12 protein-coding genes are annotated in these 17,763 nt (G+C 34.5%); 7 read left to right on the top strand and 5 right to left on the bottom strand.

The window, feature by feature from the left end:
• Positions 1-291: 291 nt before the first annotated feature.
• The 6 genes from QLQ96_RS23055 to QLQ96_RS23030 all read left to right on the top strand — a co-directional run bounded on the left by QLQ96_RS23055 (position 292) and on the right by QLQ96_RS23030 (position 10,140).
• Positions 292-3,483 (top strand): SusC/RagA family TonB-linked outer membrane protein, encoded by a 3,192-nt coding sequence (locus QLQ96_RS23055; RefSeq protein WP_482493461.1) that lies wholly within the window; start codon positions 292-294, stop codon positions 3,481-3,483.
• Between the two features lie 11 nt (positions 3,484-3,494).
• Positions 3,495-5,090 (top strand): RagB/SusD family nutrient uptake outer membrane protein, encoded by a 1,596-nt coding sequence (locus QLQ96_RS23050; protein WP_482493459.1) that lies wholly within the window; start codon positions 3,495-3,497, stop codon positions 5,088-5,090.
• A gap of 18 nt (positions 5,091-5,108) precedes the next feature.
• The gene (locus tag QLQ96_RS23045; RefSeq protein ID WP_482493457.1) at positions 5,109-6,164 is read left to right on the top strand and encodes an IPT/TIG domain-containing protein; all 1,056 of its coding nucleotides are present in this window, start codon (positions 5,109-5,111) and stop codon (positions 6,162-6,164) included.
• An 82-nt stretch (positions 6,165-6,246) separates the two neighbouring features.
• Entirely contained in the window at positions 6,247-7,479 is a 1,233-nt protein-coding gene (locus tag QLQ96_RS23040; RefSeq protein WP_482493455.1) for a glycoside hydrolase family 27 protein, read from the top strand.
• 11 nt (positions 7,480-7,490) lie between these two features.
• Positions 7,491-8,453 (top strand): glycoside hydrolase family 5 protein, encoded by a 963-nt coding sequence (locus QLQ96_RS23035; protein WP_482493453.1) that lies wholly within the window; start codon positions 7,491-7,493, stop codon positions 8,451-8,453.
• Between the two features lie 598 nt (positions 8,454-9,051).
• Positions 9,052-10,140 (top strand): outer membrane beta-barrel protein, encoded by a 1,089-nt coding sequence (locus QLQ96_RS23030; RefSeq protein ID WP_482493451.1) that lies wholly within the window; start codon positions 9,052-9,054, stop codon positions 10,138-10,140.
• Between the two features lie 384 nt (positions 10,141-10,524).
• On the opposite strand, the gene QLQ96_RS23025 is transcribed toward QLQ96_RS23030, so the two are convergent.
• The 5 genes from QLQ96_RS23025 to QLQ96_RS23005 all read right to left on the bottom strand — a co-directional run bounded on the left by QLQ96_RS23025 (position 10,525) and on the right by QLQ96_RS23005 (position 16,139).
• The gene (locus tag QLQ96_RS23025) at positions 10,525-11,430 is read right to left on the bottom strand and encodes an N-acetylmuramoyl-L-alanine amidase (protein ID WP_482493450.1); all 906 of its coding nucleotides are present in this window, start codon (positions 11,428-11,430) and stop codon (positions 10,525-10,527) included.
• A 28-nt stretch (positions 11,431-11,458) separates the two neighbouring features.
• Positions 11,459-12,025: a hypothetical protein gene (locus QLQ96_RS23020; RefSeq protein WP_482493449.1), complete on the bottom strand. Its 567-nt coding sequence runs from the start codon at positions 12,023-12,025 to the stop codon at positions 11,459-11,461.
• A gap of 42 nt (positions 12,026-12,067) precedes the next feature.
• Entirely contained in the window at positions 12,068-13,381 is a 1,314-nt protein-coding gene (rimO, locus tag QLQ96_RS23015) for a 30S ribosomal protein S12 methylthiotransferase RimO (protein WP_482493448.1), read from the bottom strand.
• A 193-nt stretch (positions 13,382-13,574) separates the two neighbouring features.
• Positions 13,575-15,077 (bottom strand): OmpP1/FadL family transporter, encoded by a 1,503-nt coding sequence (locus QLQ96_RS23010; protein ID WP_482493447.1) that lies wholly within the window; start codon positions 15,075-15,077, stop codon positions 13,575-13,577.
• A 42-nt stretch (positions 15,078-15,119) separates the two neighbouring features.
• Positions 15,120-16,139, bottom strand: a complete 1,020-nt coding sequence (locus QLQ96_RS23005) for a hypothetical protein (RefSeq protein WP_482493446.1) — start codon at positions 16,137-16,139, stop codon at positions 15,120-15,122.
• A 102-nt stretch (positions 16,140-16,241) separates the two neighbouring features.
• Here QLQ96_RS23005 and proS point away from each other — a divergent pair, with 102 nt between their 5' ends.
• Complete coding sequence (gene proS, locus QLQ96_RS23000; protein WP_482493444.1) at positions 16,242-17,720, top strand: proline--tRNA ligase; 1,479 nt, start codon at positions 16,242-16,244, stop codon at positions 17,718-17,720.
• Positions 17,721-17,763: the final 43 nt, after the last annotated feature.

Here is a 17,763-nt window from a genome sequence, read left to right as displayed (position 1 = left end):
AAATATTATTTTTAACGAAAACGTTTGATTTTTAAGGTTTCATTGGTTTTTATTCATCGTTTGTGTTCTTTGGAGGATTGTGATTGCGAATAATTCAAAATTTGCATGGTTTAATTTTCATATTTGTTTTTTTTATTTGCTTCTAGTAAAAATATTATCAATAAATGATATAATATTATCGATTTGATAATCCTCTCTGTTATAGATTTGTTAAATAATTTGAAAGTAAAAATTACCAGGGATTTACTTTTGAATTGTACAATAAACAAATTTAACTAACCAACACTTATTATGAAAAAACTAATGACTAGCTTCATTCATTGGAAGGCTGACCACACAGCCGTTCCTTTGATATTATTTTTGTTACTGGCCAGTAATTTTATTACAGCTCAGGTAAAAGTTTCGGGGACAGTTTCAGACGAAAAAGGACTGTCTATTCCAGGTGCCAATGTTTCGGTTTCTGGTTCAAAAGCAACTGTTTCTACGGATTTCGATGGTAAATATTCTATTGATGTTCCGGCAAATTCAACTCTATTATTCTCTTTTATCGGTTTTACAACGCAGAAAATTGTTGTAAATAGTAAGACGAAAATTGATGTTGTCTTAAAATCTAACGCAGAAGACTTGAAAGATGTTGTCGTAATTGGTTATGGTACGCAAAAACGTAAAGATATCAATAGTGCGATTTCGAGTATTGGATCGAAAGATATTGAGAATCTTAAAGTAGCTTCTTTTGACCAAATGATGCAGGGAAAAGCGGCGGGGGTAGTCGTAAGCAGTAACTCTGGAGAACCAGGAAGTAATGTTTCGGTAAAAATTAGAGGGGTTTCGTCTTTAACGGGTACAAACGAACCTTTGTATGTAATTGATGGTGTGCCTATTTCTGGAGATGCAAGGAATTCTTCTACTTCTGGAAGAAATGCATCGGGAGAGTCTAACTTTTCTAATGCCGGAAATATCACGATGAGTCCATTGGCGCTTATTAATCCTAATGATATTGAGTCGATCGATATTTTGAAAGATGCTTCGGCAACTGCAATTTATGGATCAAGAGGTGCAAACGGGGTTATCATTGTAACAACAAAATCTGGTAAAAAAGGTACGGGTAAATTGACTTTCGAGAATTCTTATTCGATAAGCAATCTTCCTAAAAAACTGCATTCAATGAATTTGCAGCAATATGCGACACATCAAAATGCTTTGTCAAATGTTTATGACCCATCTTCAAAACGACCTGAATTTGCTCATCCAGAACTTTTAGGAGAAGGAACAGACTGGCAAGATGCTATTTACGAAACGGGTATGATGAGCTCAAATCAGCTATCTTTTTCTGGAGGTAAAGAAGGTGTTACTTATTATATTTCTGGAGGAGTTTTGAATCAGGAAGGAATTGTTATAGAATCTGGTTTTAAAAGATATAACATTAGAACAAATGTTGATGCTAAAGTAAATAGCTTTATTAAAGTTGGTGTCAATGTAAGTGGTGCTATTACAGATGAAAAATTGACGTTAAACGGACAGTTTAATGGCGTCGTAGCAACTTCTTTATTAGCTACGCCAGACGTTGCAGTTAGAGAATTGTCGGGTGCTTTTGCCGGACCAACTTCTGGAGTTTCTTTTGTAAATCCTGTAGCGACATCATTATTAGGTTCTAATACTTTGGTAAGAAAGAACTATTCTGGAAATTTCTATACTCAAGTAGATATAGTTAAAGGATTAGAATATCGTTTTGAAGCTGGAGGATACCTATACGATAATTTAGGACAGCGTTTTGATCCTATGTTTTCTTTAGGAAATGCGGTAAAAGATTATGCAAACTTGTATTACAATCCGTCTTCAGGAAATTCTTGGAACTTAAAAAACATGCTTACTTACAGAAATACAATTGATAAGCATAACTTCACAATTTTAGCCGTTCAAGAGTCAAACAGATCACACTGGGAAGGATATTCTATGGTAGGGAATGGTTATAAAGACAATAATAACAAAACTCTAGCAGGTGGAGATTTGACAAAAGCGGAGCTTAAAAGTACATATTCTGGTTCTCAGACTTTAGCTTCTTATTTAGGAAGGGTAGTTTATGATTATGCTGATCGTTATGGAGTTTCTGCAGCGGTTAGAGCCGATGGATCTTCTAAGTTTTTCGTAGGGAACAAGTGGGGCGTTTTTAGTTCTGTTGGTGCTTCATGGAAGCTTTCTAATGAGTCTTTTATGGAAAGCACAAAGAAATATGTTGACAACATTAAATTTAGATTTGGATGGGGACAAACAGGAAATAACCAAATTCCTAACAACTTATACGATTCTAACTTGCACGTTGTAATTAGTTCAATGGGAACTTCTTATCTTCCTTCAAATACTCCAAATAAAGATTTGAAATGGGAAACACAAGATCAGACTAACTTAGGTTTAGATTTTACAATGTTTGATTCTAAATTTTCTGCTTCGGTAGATTTGTATAAAAAGGTTTCTAAAAATTTCCTTTATCAAGTGCCTCTTCCAAACTATCTTTCTGGTGGTGGTGATTATGAAGGCGGTGTAAATCCTCCATATTTTAACTTAGGAAGTATGGAAAATAAAGGGGTTGAGGTTACGCTTGGTTACCACAATAAATTTACAAAAGACTTTTCATGGGATTCTAGTTTAAACTTTACCCAATATGTTAATAAAGTAACAGATATGGCAGGTTTGAATATTGTAAAAACAACAGGGACACTGGCTTATAATACAGTAAGCGTTACAAGAACGCAAGAAGGTCTTCCAATTGGTTCTTTCTTAGGCTATGAAGCTGTTGGAATCTATAGAACAGATGAGGATTTACTAACATATGGTTACACAAATCAGGCTGGGACAAAAGTGCCTTTGAAAAACGGAACGAACTCATTATTGCCAAATTTTGTAAAAGGTGATGTTATTTATAAAGATTTGAATAATGATGGTAAAATCGACCAAAGCGATTTAACAGCAATCGGAAATCCGAATCCAAAATTTACTTATGGTTTTACAAACAACTTCAAATATAAAAATGTTGATTTGTCTATTTTTCTTCAGGGAACAGCAGGAAATAAATTAATGAATTTAACTCGTGCATCTGGAATTATGAACAGTGGTTTAGGTACTAACTATTTAACTGAAGCTGCTGACTTTTATTCTGCAACTAATTTAGATGCCTCTTTGCCGACTCCTTCTAGTTATGATCACATAAATAATGCGGTTTCAACTCGTATGATAGAAAACGGATCGTATTTGAGAATTCAGAATGTGACATTAGGATATTCATTGCCATCAGATGTGATTTCGAAAATCAAATTGACTAGACTAAGAATATACGCTTCTGCACAAAACTTGTACACTTTTACTAAGTATACAGGATATGATCCAGAGGTGGGATCTTATAATCAGGATGCATTAATGACAGGAATTGACAACGGGCGCTATCCGGTGCCTAGACAAATTACCTTTGGTTTGAATGTTGAATTTTAATAAAAAGAAGTATGAAAAATATATATAAAAAAGGCGGTGTTGGATTTATGGCATTGTTGATGTTGTTTTCTTCTTGCTCACAAGATTTTATAGAAGTGCCTGCTGAAGGAAATCCAACGATGGGTAATTACTATGATTCTGATGAAAAATTGGATAATGCAACAAACGGACTTTATGGTTTAGTTTGGTTTAATATGAATAAAGAAGGTTTTTACGGAATTACTGATGTGATTTCTGGAAACATGTACGCTGATATTTATAATGATTTTGGTGATTTTACTGATTTAAGCTTCACTAATACATCGAGATATATATCAGATTCTTGGAGATCTTGTTTTGGTGCAATCGCAAATTCTAATGCTTACCTAAGCAATTTACCTCAAAGTGTTGGACCAAATGTTAGCAAAGAAGCCTTAAATAATACGTTAGGCGAATGCCATTTTATTAGAGCTTTCTCTTATTTCTTTCTAGTAAGATTATGGGGAAATGTGCCTATTATTGAGAACAATGCGGACTATTCGAAAAACTATGTTATTCCAAGTAATCCAGTTGAGGATGTTTATACATTCATAGAAAATGATTTGAAATTTGCAATCGCTAATTTGAGAACCAAAAACAGAGGTTCAAATTATGCTGCAAATGCTCACGTTTCTGCTGGTTCTGCAAAAGCGCTTCTTGCAAAAGTTTATTTATATCAAAAGAAATATGACTTGGCTAGACAAATGGCGCAAGAAGTTATTAATAGCGGAGAGTTTAAATTATTAGGAGGAGAAGAACTTCCAAGTAAATCTTTTGCTGATTTGTTTTTGCAAAAAAATAACAATAATGAAGAATCTATTTTTGCTTGGCAATGGACAGGAACTGGAGGTTATTTTGACGGAAACTTTACCAATACATTATTTGCTCCTGAAAATAGATTAGTAGAAACTACATATTCTGGTCAGATTGCCCCATCTCAAGATTTAATAAAAAATGGTTTTGAAAACGGAGATAGAAGAAGAATTGAGACTTTCATGCTTCCGGGAGATTTTTATCCTAATTTGACTTATGCAAAAACATTAGAGATCGGTGCTCCAAAAATATTAGGCTATACTTTTGAGTTGCAATATGAAGCACAAAAATCTGGCGCAGGACTTAAGAAATATGTTATCGGAAAAGAAAATCTTCCAATTACTGGAGCTTTTAATCCTGTAAATAATGGAGAAAGCAGTATGAATAGCTATATGATGCGTTATGCTGAATTATTGTTAATTCATGCAGAAGCAATTCTTGGCGCACAATCAGGAAGTACTACAGATGCAAATGCACTTAAATCATACAATGCAGTTCGAAAAAGAGCAGGTCTGTCAGCAAAATCTGTAATTACATTTGATGATATTTTTAAAGAAAGACGTGCAGAATTAGCTTGCGAAGGAGATTACTATTTTGATCTAGGACGTTTGCCTTTCGAAAGAGCTAAAGCAATTCTAGAAGCACAAAACAGAGGGAACAGAGAAGTTGAAAAACATATTACAATTTCGGCAACGAATCTTTTGCTTCCTTATCCTGCTGATGACTTAACTAAAAATCCAAAATTAACGGAAGTAGTACCATATACTTTTAAATAATTTTAAAAATATTAAAATATGAAAAATTTAAAAATTGTTTCATTAGCAGCATGTTTGGTATTAATGCTATCATTATTGCTTTTTACTTCCTGCTCAAACGATGATAGCGCTGATGTATACACAGGAGCGCCTGTCATAGAATCGGTTATGCCTTCTGGTTATAATGCAGATGGCAGTCTTAAACCATTAGAACCAACAAAATTAGTAGATCCAAAAAACTATTATGTAATTCACGGAAAAGGATTTCTAACAGCAACAAAAGTTTATTTCAATGATTATGATACTTATTTTAGGTCAACTTTTGTAACCGATACAGACATTATTATTCTTGTTGACGAAAATACGCCTTTTGCAAATGCTGCTAATAAATTAAGAGTAGTTACAAGCAGAGGAACAGCAGAATATGATTTAGTGGTTGCGCCACCAGTACCAACATTCAGCGGATTCAATTCTATAAACTGTGAAGAAGGAGATGAGGTAACTATAAAAGGTAAGTACTTCTTAGATCCAATTGTTACGTTGGCTCAAACTTCTACAGAACCTGCGGTTCCTGTTGAGGTTGTTTCATCAACTTTAGAAGAAGTAGTAGTGAAAATTCCAGCTAATGCGAATCATAGATATTTGACAGTTTCTAATATTTCTGGAACAGCAGTTTCAAAAGAAGCTATTGGAACAGCATTGTATGATGATAAACTTTACGGAATGCAGTGGGGAGGACCTTGGGCCGGTAAAGGAGTTAACTTTGATTTTGATGGCGATTCGTATCAAGGCGAAAAATCATGGCAATGGGAATTCGCAGCTTGGGATGGTGGAAATTGGGGCTTCAATGTTGATATGACTCCTTATAAAGCATTTAGAATCGCGGTAAAAGGAGCTAAAAATGGTCAGGTTAACTTTAATTTAAATGGCGGTCCAAACTATGTTATTCCAGTTACAACTGCTTGGGTTTACATAGAAATTCCGTTAGATAAATTAGGTAATCCTTCAACTCTTTCAATGATTACATTCCAAGAATCAAATAGTGATGGGGGTAATACTGTATTGTTTGATAATTTAGGATTTGTATTAAAATAAGAATCGGTTTTGAGTTAGTTTGTGATGTTCCCTAGTTGAAAAATTAGGGAACATCTTTTTATAATGAATTAAGATCTAGAAAATGAAAAAAATCGCATTGATGCTTGCTTTAAGTATTTCGAGTTTTGCTTTCAGCCAAGGAAATACTCATAAACAGCAAGCCGGAAAATTTGAAGGACTCGCAATGACGCCTCCAATGGGCTGGAATTCATGGAATACTTTTGCAACCAATATTGACGAAAAATTAGTAAAAGAAACGGCGGATATTATGGTTTCTTCGGGTTTGGCAGCGGCTGGTTACAATTATATTGTTTTAGATGATGGTTGGATGACACATGAGCGTGATGCAAACGGTGATCTAGTGCCCGATCCAGAAAAATTTCCAAACGGAATGAAAGCGCTTATCGATTATGTCCACAGTAAAGGTTTGAAATTTGGGCTTTATAATTGCGCTGGAACAAAAACCTGTGCAGGTTATCCAGGAACAAGAGGTTACGAATATCAAGATGCGAGATTTTATGCTAAACTCGGAATCGATTTTTTAAAGTACGATTGGTGTAATACAGAAGGAATTACTGCAAAAGAAGCGTATACAACCATGAGTAATGCATTAAAAACAGCAGGAAGACCTATTGTTTTCAGCCTTTGCGAATGGGGAGATAATCAGCCTTGGGAATGGGGAAAATCTGTTGGAAATCTTTGGAGAATCTCAGGAGATATTTATCCTTGTTTTGATTGTGAATTTAAACATCCAGAAAATTGGTCGTCTTGGGGATTCATGAAAATTGCCGATATGCGAAAAGATATTCGTAAATATTCAGGTCCAGATCATTGGAATGATTTTGATATGATGGAAGTTGGAAACGAAATGAACGGTACGGAAGATAAAACGCATTTTGCAATGTGGTGCATGCTTTCTTCGCCTTTATTTACAGGAAACGATTATCGAAAAATGTCTAAAGAAACTTTAGCAATTTTAACCAATAAAGAATTGTTGGCCGTAAATCAGGATAAACTTGGAATTCAGGGATTTAAATACGTTATCTTAGACGGAGTAGAAGTGTGGGTAAAACCGCTTTCTGATGGAGCTTGGGCAGTAAGCTTTATAAACAGAACGGAAACTTCAAAAAAGATCAATTTCGATTGGAAGAAAAACAATCTCAAAGATGCTGATTTTGGATATGAAACCGATTTTAATAAAACAACCTTCAAATTGAAAGATCTTTGGAAAAATAAAGAAGTCGGAAATACGAAAAAAGCTTTTACAGCCGAAATAGCTTCGCATGATGTTATTACCTTAAAATTAATTCCTTAAATCTATATAATATGAAATCAAAGGTTTGGTACGCTGCTTTTTTTCTTTTGTTTCTTGTAAACGTTTCAAAAGCACAATTTGTGAAAAAACACGGACAGTTGAGTGTTCTGGGGACTCAGCTTGTAGACAAAGACAATAATCCAATTGTGCTTCGCGGTTTAAGTTTTGGCTGGCATAGCATGTGGCCGAGATTCTATAATGAAAAAGCGGTAAGTTGGTTAAAAAAGGATTTTAATTGCAATGTGGTTCGCGCCGCAATGGGAATCGAACTTGGTGATTACTCCTATATAAAGGATCCGCAATTCTCGAAAGAGAAAATAGAAGCTGTTGTAAATGGCGCAATAAAGTCTGATATATATGTAATTATAGATTGGCACAGCCATAATGTAAATCTTAACGAAGCAAAAGAATTTTTTGCAGAGATATCTAAAAAGTATGCCAAATATCCCAATATAATATATGAAGTCTTCAACGAACCGGATTATGAAACTTGGGGAGAAGTAAAAAACTATGCAGAAGAAATTATTAAAGTTATTAGAGACAATGATCCTAACAATATAATTTTAGTTGGCTGTCCGCATTGGGATCAAGATATTGATCTTCCTGCCGAAGATCCGATAAGAGGTTATACTAATATAATGTATACGATGCACTTTTATGCGGCAACGCATGGTAAAGAATTAAGAGATAGAACCGATAGCGCTATTAAAAGTGGTTTGCCTGTCTTCATTTCAGAATCTGCCGGAATGGAAGCTTCTGGCGATGGGCCGTTAAATTATAAAGCTTGGCAGGAATATGTAGATTGGATGGAAGCTCGAAAATTAAGCTGGATTACTTGGTCGGTTTCAGATAAAGACGAAACTTGTTCTATTCTAAAAAAATCTGCTAAATCGGAAGGAAAATGGAAAGATGAGGATTTAAAAGAATCTGGAATTAAAGTTCGCGAATATTTGAGAATGTATAATAAAGAATAAATAGGTTCGTCAGATCATTTTTGCAAAGCCCGTTCAAATTAAATGAACGGGCTTTTTTTATCTTTTTGAGTTTAAAAAGAGCAATTTGATTTGGGTATATAAACTTATTTGCATGATTTTTTTTGTAAGAATTTATTCTTACGATTGTTTTGTTTGGCTTTCTGTTTTTATACTGTGCTATTTTTTGTTTTTAAATTTATTTTTAAATGATACCCCTATTTTTTAAGGGGTGTTCTTTGTATATTTGTTTTTTTAAGACGTTTTGACGATTATTTTTGTAGTACTTTTTACTTTAACCCTAATTTTTTAAGGTTTAAAATGCTAAAAACTGTTGTTGAATTTTCAAAAACAATTATTGATTAATATGGAATAATGATTATTGGAACTTTAATTTTTGTAATCCGTAATTCTTCGCTCAAAACGGCAAAAAAGCAGGTTTGAATTATTCTACTCATACAAAAGTTAATAAATTCGCTAATGAAAATGATGATGATTTGAAGGGCGCATGAAAGGTTTTAGAAGTGACTTATACTATTAAATAGATATATAAAAGATTAACTAACCAGAATCAATTAATAACTAAAAACCAAATTAAAACATGAAAAAAGCATTTCACATTTTAGCCGCGATGTTGACAAGTTCTTTCGCCTTTGCCCAAGAAGAGGAAACATCTGCTCCAGCAACCACATGGGGAGGTTCTGCAGATGCGTACTATAAATATGATTTTTCAAAACAAATGAATGGATTGACGAGCTTCACCAACTCGCAAAATTCATTCGAATTAGGAATGGCATCGATTGAAGCAAGTCATACTTTTGGAAAAGCGTCTGTTTTCGTAGACTTAGGTTTCGGAAAAAGAGCAGCAGAATTTTCATATAATGAAACGCCAGATAAAGATGCAAGTGCAAAATTTTTACTTAAACAATTATATTTTACATACAATTTGACTGATGAATTTAAAGTAGTAGCAGGTAGTTTTGGAACTCATATAGGGTATGAGGTGCTAGATGCGGTAGATAACAAAAACTACAGTATGTCTTATGCGTTTTCTTATGGGCCATTTTTCAATACTGGGGTTAAAGCGCAATATACTTCTGGTAAATTTACTGCGATGTTAGGATTAACCAACCCGACAGATTTTAAATCTGCTATGGATGCGGGTTCTTATCAAAAAACATTCATAGGGCAATTAGGATATATTGGTGATACAGGAAGTGCTTATTTGAATTTTACAACGGGAAGCTCTAATCCAATACCAGGGAGTATAATTCCAGTTTCAGATGAAAATAAGACGCAGTTTGATTTAACTGCATCTAAAACAATTAGTGATAGTTTTTCACTTGGATTAAATGCAACTTACGCTAAAACGACAAATGATTTTGATAGTAATTTAGATGGAGATTGGTTTTCTGTGGTAGGATATGCTAATTATTCTTTCAGTCCAGCCTTGCTTTTGGCTTACAGAGTGGAATATTTTGATGCTAAAGATGCCGCTCCAAGTTTAGGAACTTTATCAGGATCAAGTGTATTTGCTAACACAGTTTCTTTAAACTACAAAGTTGGGAAACTTACTATAATTCCTGAGTTAAGATACGATGCAGCTTCTGAGGATATATTTTTAGACAAAGATGCATTGCCAACAGGAGGAAGCTTCTACGGATTAATTGCAACAACATACTCTTTCTAGAGATAAAGATTGATATTTTTTTTTTTTTTTGGAGCTGTCGAAACATATTAATGTTTTGGCAGCTTTTTTATTTGTTGTTTGAAGTTTCAAGTTTGAAGTTTCAAGTTTGAAGTTTGAAGCTTGAAGTTTGAAGCTTGAAGTTTGAAGCTTGAAGTTTTATGTTTGAAGTTTTATGTTTGAAGTTTAAATTTTGGATTTTGATATTTGGAATATAAGATGATTCATTCCGTAGGAATGTTTGCTTGGTAGAATTGAATTGATTGAGGCATGGTTAAACGTTTCGTAGGAACGTTTGATTTGTAGTTCAAAAACAAGAAGAAATCTTTGATAAGCAAAAAAGCGTTCCTAAATTATAGAAACGCTTTTTTATTTAAATGATGAGGTTTATTGAACCTGTTTTTTGTATATCGAATAAATCGCATCGATTGTTTTTCTGTCTAAAACTGAAGTTGCATCAGTTTGAATGTAATGCAATTTAAAAGCTTGAATTGCGGCACTTAAATTTTTGGTGTTATAACCTATTATTCTAAGTGCTGGTTCAATTTTAAAATCAAATGGCGCTGGCTCTAAAACTTCATCTGGCCAGATTCCGAACCCTTTTTCTGCTAAAGTTTTCCACGGAAACAATGCGCTTGGGTCTTGTTTTCTTCCTGGCGCAATATCGGCATGACCTAAAAAGTTTTGCGTCGGAATATTGTAATCCTTTTTTAATTTAGTCAACAAAGCGACCAAACTGCTAATTTGTGCTTCAGTAAAAGGTTTAAAACCGTTATTGTCTAACTCAATACCAATAGAACAAGAGTTTAAATCTGTTGTTTTTCCCCAAGTAGAATTTCCTGCATGCCATGCTCTAAGATAATCATTAAGCATTTGCACCACTTTTCCGTTTTCAGAAATGATGTAATGAGCGCTTACTTGAGTTTTGGTTTTTGTAAAAGTATTAATCGTCTGCTGTAGAGAATCCTGAGCAGTATGATGAATAATAACGAAACTTGGTTTTCTTAAATTAAAATTTACTGTACCAATCCATTCGGTATTTATTCCGTTTACCAAATAAGTAGAACCTGTTTTAGATAAAGTGTCCTTTATGATTCCCAGTTGCTGTGCATAAGAAGTGTCAATTGCCAATGGTGAAACTGGCGGAATTGGTTTGGCTTCTTTACTTGTAATCTGGTTCTCTAAAGTTTTCAGCTGCTGATCATAAGCTTTCTCAGTATTCTTGTATGGATTTGTAGAACAAGCACTGATGATAATTGCTAAAATCAGATAACAAAAAAGTTTTTTTGTCATAATTCGTTGTTTTATAAGTTAATAACGATTATTCTGAAATTTTCGTATCTGGGGCGTCTTTTACTTCTTTGGAGTCTTTAGAATCTTTATCTTTTTTCTTTTTCGATTTAGATTTTTTCATGTCTTTAAAAGTATCCATGAAAGTTTTATACTTTTCAATTTGATCAGGATTTAAAAAAGCGCTGATTTTTTTATCAGTACTCTCTTTTAAAGCTTTAATCTGCTCAATTTTTTGATCTTGACTACTGCTTTCATTTTTTAACAAAATACCTTGTTCTCTGATACTTTCAGCTAAAACATTTGAAATAGCAATTGCTTGAAGTTCATCCAAATTCACCTGTGGTTTCATTTGTTCAATGATAATTCCGGCAATTTCTTCAGGAGGAGTTTCTTTAGGTTTGCTTTGTGTACCTTGTTGTTGCCCGCCCATCATGCTTCTGTCCATACCCATTCCGCCACCTCTTCCGTAGCCTCCACCATAACCATTGCCATAGCCACCGTAGCCATTATTGTATCCGCCTCCATATTGAGCAGAAACAGTGTTGAAGCAAAATAAAGTAAAAACGAAAAGAATTAGGCTCAGAGTAGGTTTCATAAAAGTTTTTTTGTCTAATGTTTGCAATAGTTCAGTGTAAATTTAAGCAGGTTCTCCGTATAAATCAAATTCTGTTGCTTCAATTATCTTGATATTAACAAATTCACCAGTTTTAACATAATGCTTAGAAGCGTCAATTAGAACTTCGTTGTCAACATCAGGACTATCAAACTCTGTACGGCCTACAAAATGAGCGCCTTCTTTTCTGTCAATGATGCATTTGAAGATTTTGCCAACTTTTTCTTGATTCAAATCCCAAGAAATTTGAGATTGTAATTCCATTATTTCATTTGCTCTAGCTTGTTTTACATCATCTGGAACATCATCTTCTAACAAATAAGCATGAGTATTTTCTTCATGAGAATAAGCAAAGCATCCCATTCTGTCAAATTTCATTTCTTGAACAAAATCTTTTAGAATTTCAAAATCTTCTTGAGTTTCGCCTGGGTAGCCAACAATTAAAGTAGTTCTAATTGCCATTCCTGGAACTGCAGCGCGGAAATCTTTTAATAATTGAGTTGTTTTAGCCTGAGTTGTACCACGACGCATTGATTTTAGAATAGAATCTGAAATATGCTGTAATGGAATATCAATGTAATTGCAGATTTTTGGCTCACGTTTCATTAACTCTAAAACATCCATCGGAAAACCAGTAGGGTAAGCATAGTGTAAACGAATCCATTCGATTCCTTCAACAGCAGCTAAAGCCTCTAATAATTCTGCTAAATTTCTTTTTTTATAAAGATCAAGTCCGTAATAAGTTAAATCTTGAGCAATTAAGATCAATTCTTTTACACCATTTTTAGCAAGGCCTTGAGCTTCTTTAACTAATTTTTCAATTGGCTGAGAAACGTGAGAACCTCTCATTAATGGAATTGCGCAAAAACTGCAAGGTCTGTCGCATCCTTCAGCAATTTTTAAATAAGCATAATTTTTCGGAGTTGTAGTTAAACGTTCTCCAAGTAATTCATGTTTATAATCAGCTCCAAGAGCTTTTAATAATTGAGGTAACTCTGTTGTTCCAAAATATTGATCAACGTTAGGAATTTCTTTTTCTAAATCTGGTCTGTAACGCTCAGATAGACATCCTGTTACAAAAACCTTATCTACAAGTCCTCTGTCTTTTTTGTCTGCGTATTCCAAAATCATGTTTACTGATTCTGCTTTTGCATTATCAATAAATCCGCAAGTATTAATTACAATAATGTTTCCTTCTTTTTCTGCAGGAGCTTCGTGTTCAACTTCTTTTCCATTTGCACGCAACTGTCCCATAAGGACTTCGCTGTCATAAACATTTTTTGAACACCCAAGAGTGATTACGTTAATTTTGTTCTTTTTTAAAGACTTGGTTCTCATACTTTTATAAATTGGAGTGCAAAATTACACTTTTTTTATTCAAACATCACTAGTTTGCTCTTTGTTTTAGCTGTTTTTTATGAAGCTACCGTATTCTTAAGTAGAATTTAAAGTAAAGTGATACTTAAAAGGTAAAAAAAATCCGTCAAGTAAAAACTGACGGAAATTTTCAATCATCTATTTTGATTTTTAATTACAATTCAAATAATAAGGTCATAGTGACATTGTTCAGTTTTGAAGTAACTTTAGCAGAATCTGTTAATCCTCTTGAGAAAAAACCTTGATTTGATTCTCTTTCTAAGTATGAATATGCTAGATCTAGTTTAGTAGTTCCAAAATTATATCCTAAACCAGCAGAATAGCTATTTAAATCTCCAACTGTGATTCCGTTTTTATAAGGGCTTCCTTCATAGCGATATCCGCCTCTCAAACTTAATTGTTTGATTTTGTATTCAGCACCAATTCTAAGTTTGCCAGTACTAGTAAGAGTATTGCTAATATCGTTATTAATTCCTCTAAAACCTGGGTCGTCTGTAGGTTTGAATTTAGTATTTCCGTAGTTTTTTATAGCATAGTCAATACTTAATAAACCAGATTTTCCAAATATATATGCAGCACTAAAGGTCCATTTGTCTGGAGTTTGTAAAGTATAAGATTCGTATACATTAACAACATTAGGATTTACATTAGCATTCAAAGCTGATCCGCCTTCTGCTTGTCTAGTGGTGTAAATGCTTTGAGAAGTTTCGTCGTATAGCTCATACCAAGTATTAGATTCATAGGCTAAACCAAGTCTGAAATTTTCAGTTACTTTTCCTATTGCTCCAAGTTGGAATGAGAATCCATTTCCGTAAGTATATAATTCGTTGTTGAAACGTAAATTAGATATTGTTTCGTATGGCTGTAATGGGTTGCTATTGTCTTCATAGAAACTTGTAGATCTTCTGTAATCAGTTATATGAACATTTAAATTAGCTCCTATATAAAGTCTGTCTTTGTATGAAGTTGCAATATTAAAACCTAGCTTACTATTATAGCCTCTAGTATAAACTTCATTTTCTTGGTAATAATTTCCTCCAGCAGGAATATTCGTTAGATATTCAGTGTTTTCTGGATCAATAGCTGCAGGGTCAATAACATGTCCCCAGTATCCCATATAGGCTTGCTGTTCTGTGTAATTTAAATCGCGATAGTCCAAGCCATCTATAATTTTTAGAGGAATTCCATTTGCGTAATCCATGAAATAGCTGCCAACTGAATTGGTAGGATTGGTTCCCGCTGAGAAAACTTCATTATTGAAATTATTTGTGTTTTCGTAAGTTGCGCCAATTGCAATTTTATTCCATCCATTGTTTGGGTTGTTGTCTTTAAATACAAAAACACCACCCGCTTGGTTTAAGATAAAAGAGTTTTCTTTGTCTGAAGTGTTAGTTCCGAAGTAATTAGAATTGTTTTTTATATTCTGATTGCTAAATGATATTCCAATTTGATTGCTGTTGAAAATTGCAGATCCAGCTGGGTTAACGCTTAAGGCAGATATGTCTCCTCCAACAGCTCCAAAAGCACCGCTCATTGCTCTAAAGCGTGCAGTTCCGGTAAGATTGTCTTGTGCATAACGCAGACCATCTGAGACTTCTTGTGAATATGACGCGCTGACAGTTAGTCCTGTTATAAATAGGAAAAGTATTTTTTTCATTTTGATAAGTTTTAGTTTGAATTTAAGACTGCTGAGGAAAAATTATCTTCTTCCTCCGCCACCGCCGCCAGATCTCATTCCGCCACCGCCGCCACTACCGCCACCGTATGATCTAGAGCTTCCTCCGCCACCGCTGCTGTTCATTGAACGGCTAGGGCTGCTTGGAGTATAACTTCTTGACGAACCGCTGTTGTTGCTAGGGGTGTAGCTTCTATTTGTTGTGGTATTGCCATTTCCGCTATTATAAGATCTTCTAGTGCTGTTGTAATTACTATTACTGTTGCTGTCAGAACCGTTTGAATACGATCTTCTATTTGTAAATGTTGGACTTGTTGTTCTGCCACTCGTACTAGTTCTTCTGAAGTCAGTATAGCTGTTCGATCTATTTGTATTGTAACTTCTGTTAGTTGTGTAGTTTCCTCTGTTGGTAGTATAGTTTCTATTAGTTGTATATGCTCCTCTATTGGTTGTGTACCCTCTATTAGTGCTATAATTTCTGTTGTAAGCATAGTTTCTATCTCCGTAATAACCTGCAGAACCTCTTCTTCCGTAGTTGTAAGAGTAGTTGTTTCCATAATAAGGATATCCGTAGCCAGGATAGCCCCACCCTGGGTAACCCCATCCATAACCTGGGTAGCCCCATCCGTAATAAGGGTACCCCCATCCGTAGCCGTATCCATATCCATAATAAGGATATCCCCATCCGAATCCGAATGACCATGTTGGTGTAGAGTAAACGTTTACAGAAACTTCTGAGTTGCTGCTTCCCCATGCTGGATAACCTGCTGAAACAGTTTGAGTACTGTCTGAGTAATTGGTGTAATTATCAACATCAGTAAATATTTCTGTTGGCTGATCATCATCTTGTAGTGATTTGAAATATTCTTTGTATTGGTTGTTTGTTCCAGTTTGTACATACTTAACAGATGTACCACCATATACTCCATCGTTATCATAATAAGATGAATTTTGGTAAGAACCACATGATGCTAGCAATAAACTCAATAATCCAATTAAGTAAAAATGATTAGAGTTTCGGCGGAGTGAAAGGTAAGTTTTCATATCTGTGGTGTTTTTTATTGTTGCACATTACAAAATTAGTTAGTTTTGTCAAACTATTTAGTTAAAATTGTATAAAACAAAATTTGTGCCAAAATATATAATATGAGTAAGAACCTTACTACAAGATCAGAAGATTATTCGAAATGGTATAACGAACTGGTTGTAAAAGCAGATCTGGCTGAAAATTCAGGGGTTAGAGGATGTATGGTAATAAAGCCATACGGATATGCTATTTGGGAAAAAATGCAAGCAGAGTTAGATCGTATGTTCAAAGAAACTGGACATCAAAATGCGTACTTTCCTTTGTTTGTGCCAAAAAGTATGTTTGAAGCGGAGGAAAAGAATGCTGAAGGATTTGCGAAAGAGTGTGCGATCGTAACACATTATAGATTGAAAAATGATCCTGATAAACCAGGAAAGCTTATGGTTGATCCTAATGCTAAATTGGAAGAAGAACTTATCGTTCGACCTACAAGTGAAGCGATTATTTGGTCTACATATAAAGGATGGGTGCAGTCTTATAGAGATTTGCCTTTGCTTATTAATCAATGGGCAAATGTGGTTCGATGGGAAATGCGTACGCGTTTGTTTTTAAGAACTGCAGAGTTTTTATGGCAGGAAGGTCATACGGCGCATGCAACAAAAGCTGAAGCCGTTGAAGAATCGGAAAAAATGATGAATGTTTATGCTGATTTTGCTGAGAACTTCATGGCAATTCCTGTAGTTAAAGGTATAAAAACAGAAACAGAACGTTTTGCTGGTGCAGATGAAACATATTGTATCGAAGCTTTGATGCAAGATGGAAAAGCGTTGCAAGCTGGAACTTCTCACTTCTTAGGGCAAAACTTCGCAAAAGCTTTTGATGTTAAGTTTGCAAATGCGGAAGGGAAGCAAGAGCACGTTTGGGGAACTTCATGGGGAGTTTCAACTCGTTTAATGGGAGCTTTGGTTATGACGCATTCTGATGATCAGGGATTGGTGTTGCCTCCAAATTTAGCGCCTATTCAAGTTGTTGTTGTTCCGATTTATAAAACAGATGAGCAATTAGCAGAAATTACGGCAGCGGTCAATGATTTAACGGCTAAGCTTAAAAAGCTTAAGATTTCGGTTAAGTACGATGACAGAACAACTCAAAAGCCAGGATTTAAATTCGCTGAATGGGAATTGAAAGGTGTGCCGGTTAGAATTGCTGTTGGACCAAAGGATTTAGAAAATGGAACTTTTGAAGTTGCAAGACGTGATACATTGACAAAAGAGGTGGTTTCTGCCGAAGGAATCGTTACTTATGTAAATGATCTTTTAGAGCAAATTCAAGCCGATTTATTTAACAAAGCATTAGATTATCGTAATACTCATATTACGGAAGTAAATAGTTTTGAGGAATTTAAAGAGATATTAGATGGAAAAGGAGGGTTTGTATCTGCTCACTGGGATGGTACAGCTGAAACTGAAGAAAAGATAAAAGATTTGACAAAAGCAACAATTAGATGCATTCCTTTGGATGCGGTTGAAGAGGTGGGAACTTGCGTGTTTACTGGGAATCCTTCTTCTAAAAGAGTGCTTTTTGCTAAGGCATATTAATTTTTTTAATTTTTTTTGCATCAGGTATTGTATATCTTAAAAA

The sequence above is a fragment of the Flavobacterium sp. B167r genome (genome assembly GCF_056824315.1).
This window is presented reverse-complemented; position numbering and strand designations above follow the sequence as displayed.

Bases quoted from the DNA above. Each gene is read 5' to 3' on its own strand.
- QLQ96_RS23035 (WP_482493453.1), top strand. From the start codon at position 7,491: ATGAAATCAAAGGTTTGGTACGCTGCTTTTTTTCTTTTGTTTCTTGTA.
- QLQ96_RS23055 (WP_482493461.1), top strand. From the start codon at position 292: ATGAAAAAACTAATGACTAGCTTCATTCATTGGAAGGCTGACCACACA.
- rimO (WP_482493448.1), bottom strand. From the start codon at position 13,381: ATGAGAACCAAGTCTTTAAAAAAGAACAAAATTAACGTAATCACTCTT.
- QLQ96_RS23040 (WP_482493455.1), top strand. From the start codon at position 6,247: ATGAAAAAAATCGCATTGATGCTTGCTTTAAGTATTTCGAGTTTTGCT.
- QLQ96_RS23020 (WP_482493449.1), bottom strand. From the start codon at position 12,025: ATGAAACCTACTCTGAGCCTAATTCTTTTCGTTTTTACTTTATTTTGC.
- QLQ96_RS23030 (WP_482493451.1), top strand. From the start codon at position 9,052: ATGAAAAAAGCATTTCACATTTTAGCCGCGATGTTGACAAGTTCTTTC.
- QLQ96_RS23050 (WP_482493459.1), top strand. From the start codon at position 3,495: ATGAAAAATATATATAAAAAAGGCGGTGTTGGATTTATGGCATTGTTG.
- proS (WP_482493444.1), top strand. From the start codon at position 16,242: ATGAGTAAGAACCTTACTACAAGATCAGAAGATTATTCGAAATGGTAT.
- QLQ96_RS23005 (WP_482493446.1), bottom strand. From the start codon at position 16,139: ATGAAAACTTACCTTTCACTCCGCCGAAACTCTAATCATTTTTACTTA.
- QLQ96_RS23010 (WP_482493447.1), bottom strand. From the start codon at position 15,077: ATGAAAAAAATACTTTTCCTATTTATAACAGGACTAACTGTCAGCGCG.
- QLQ96_RS23045 (WP_482493457.1), top strand. From the start codon at position 5,109: ATGAAAAATTTAAAAATTGTTTCATTAGCAGCATGTTTGGTATTAATG.
- QLQ96_RS23025 (WP_482493450.1), bottom strand. From the start codon at position 11,430: ATGACAAAAAAACTTTTTTGTTATCTGATTTTAGCAATTATCATCAGT.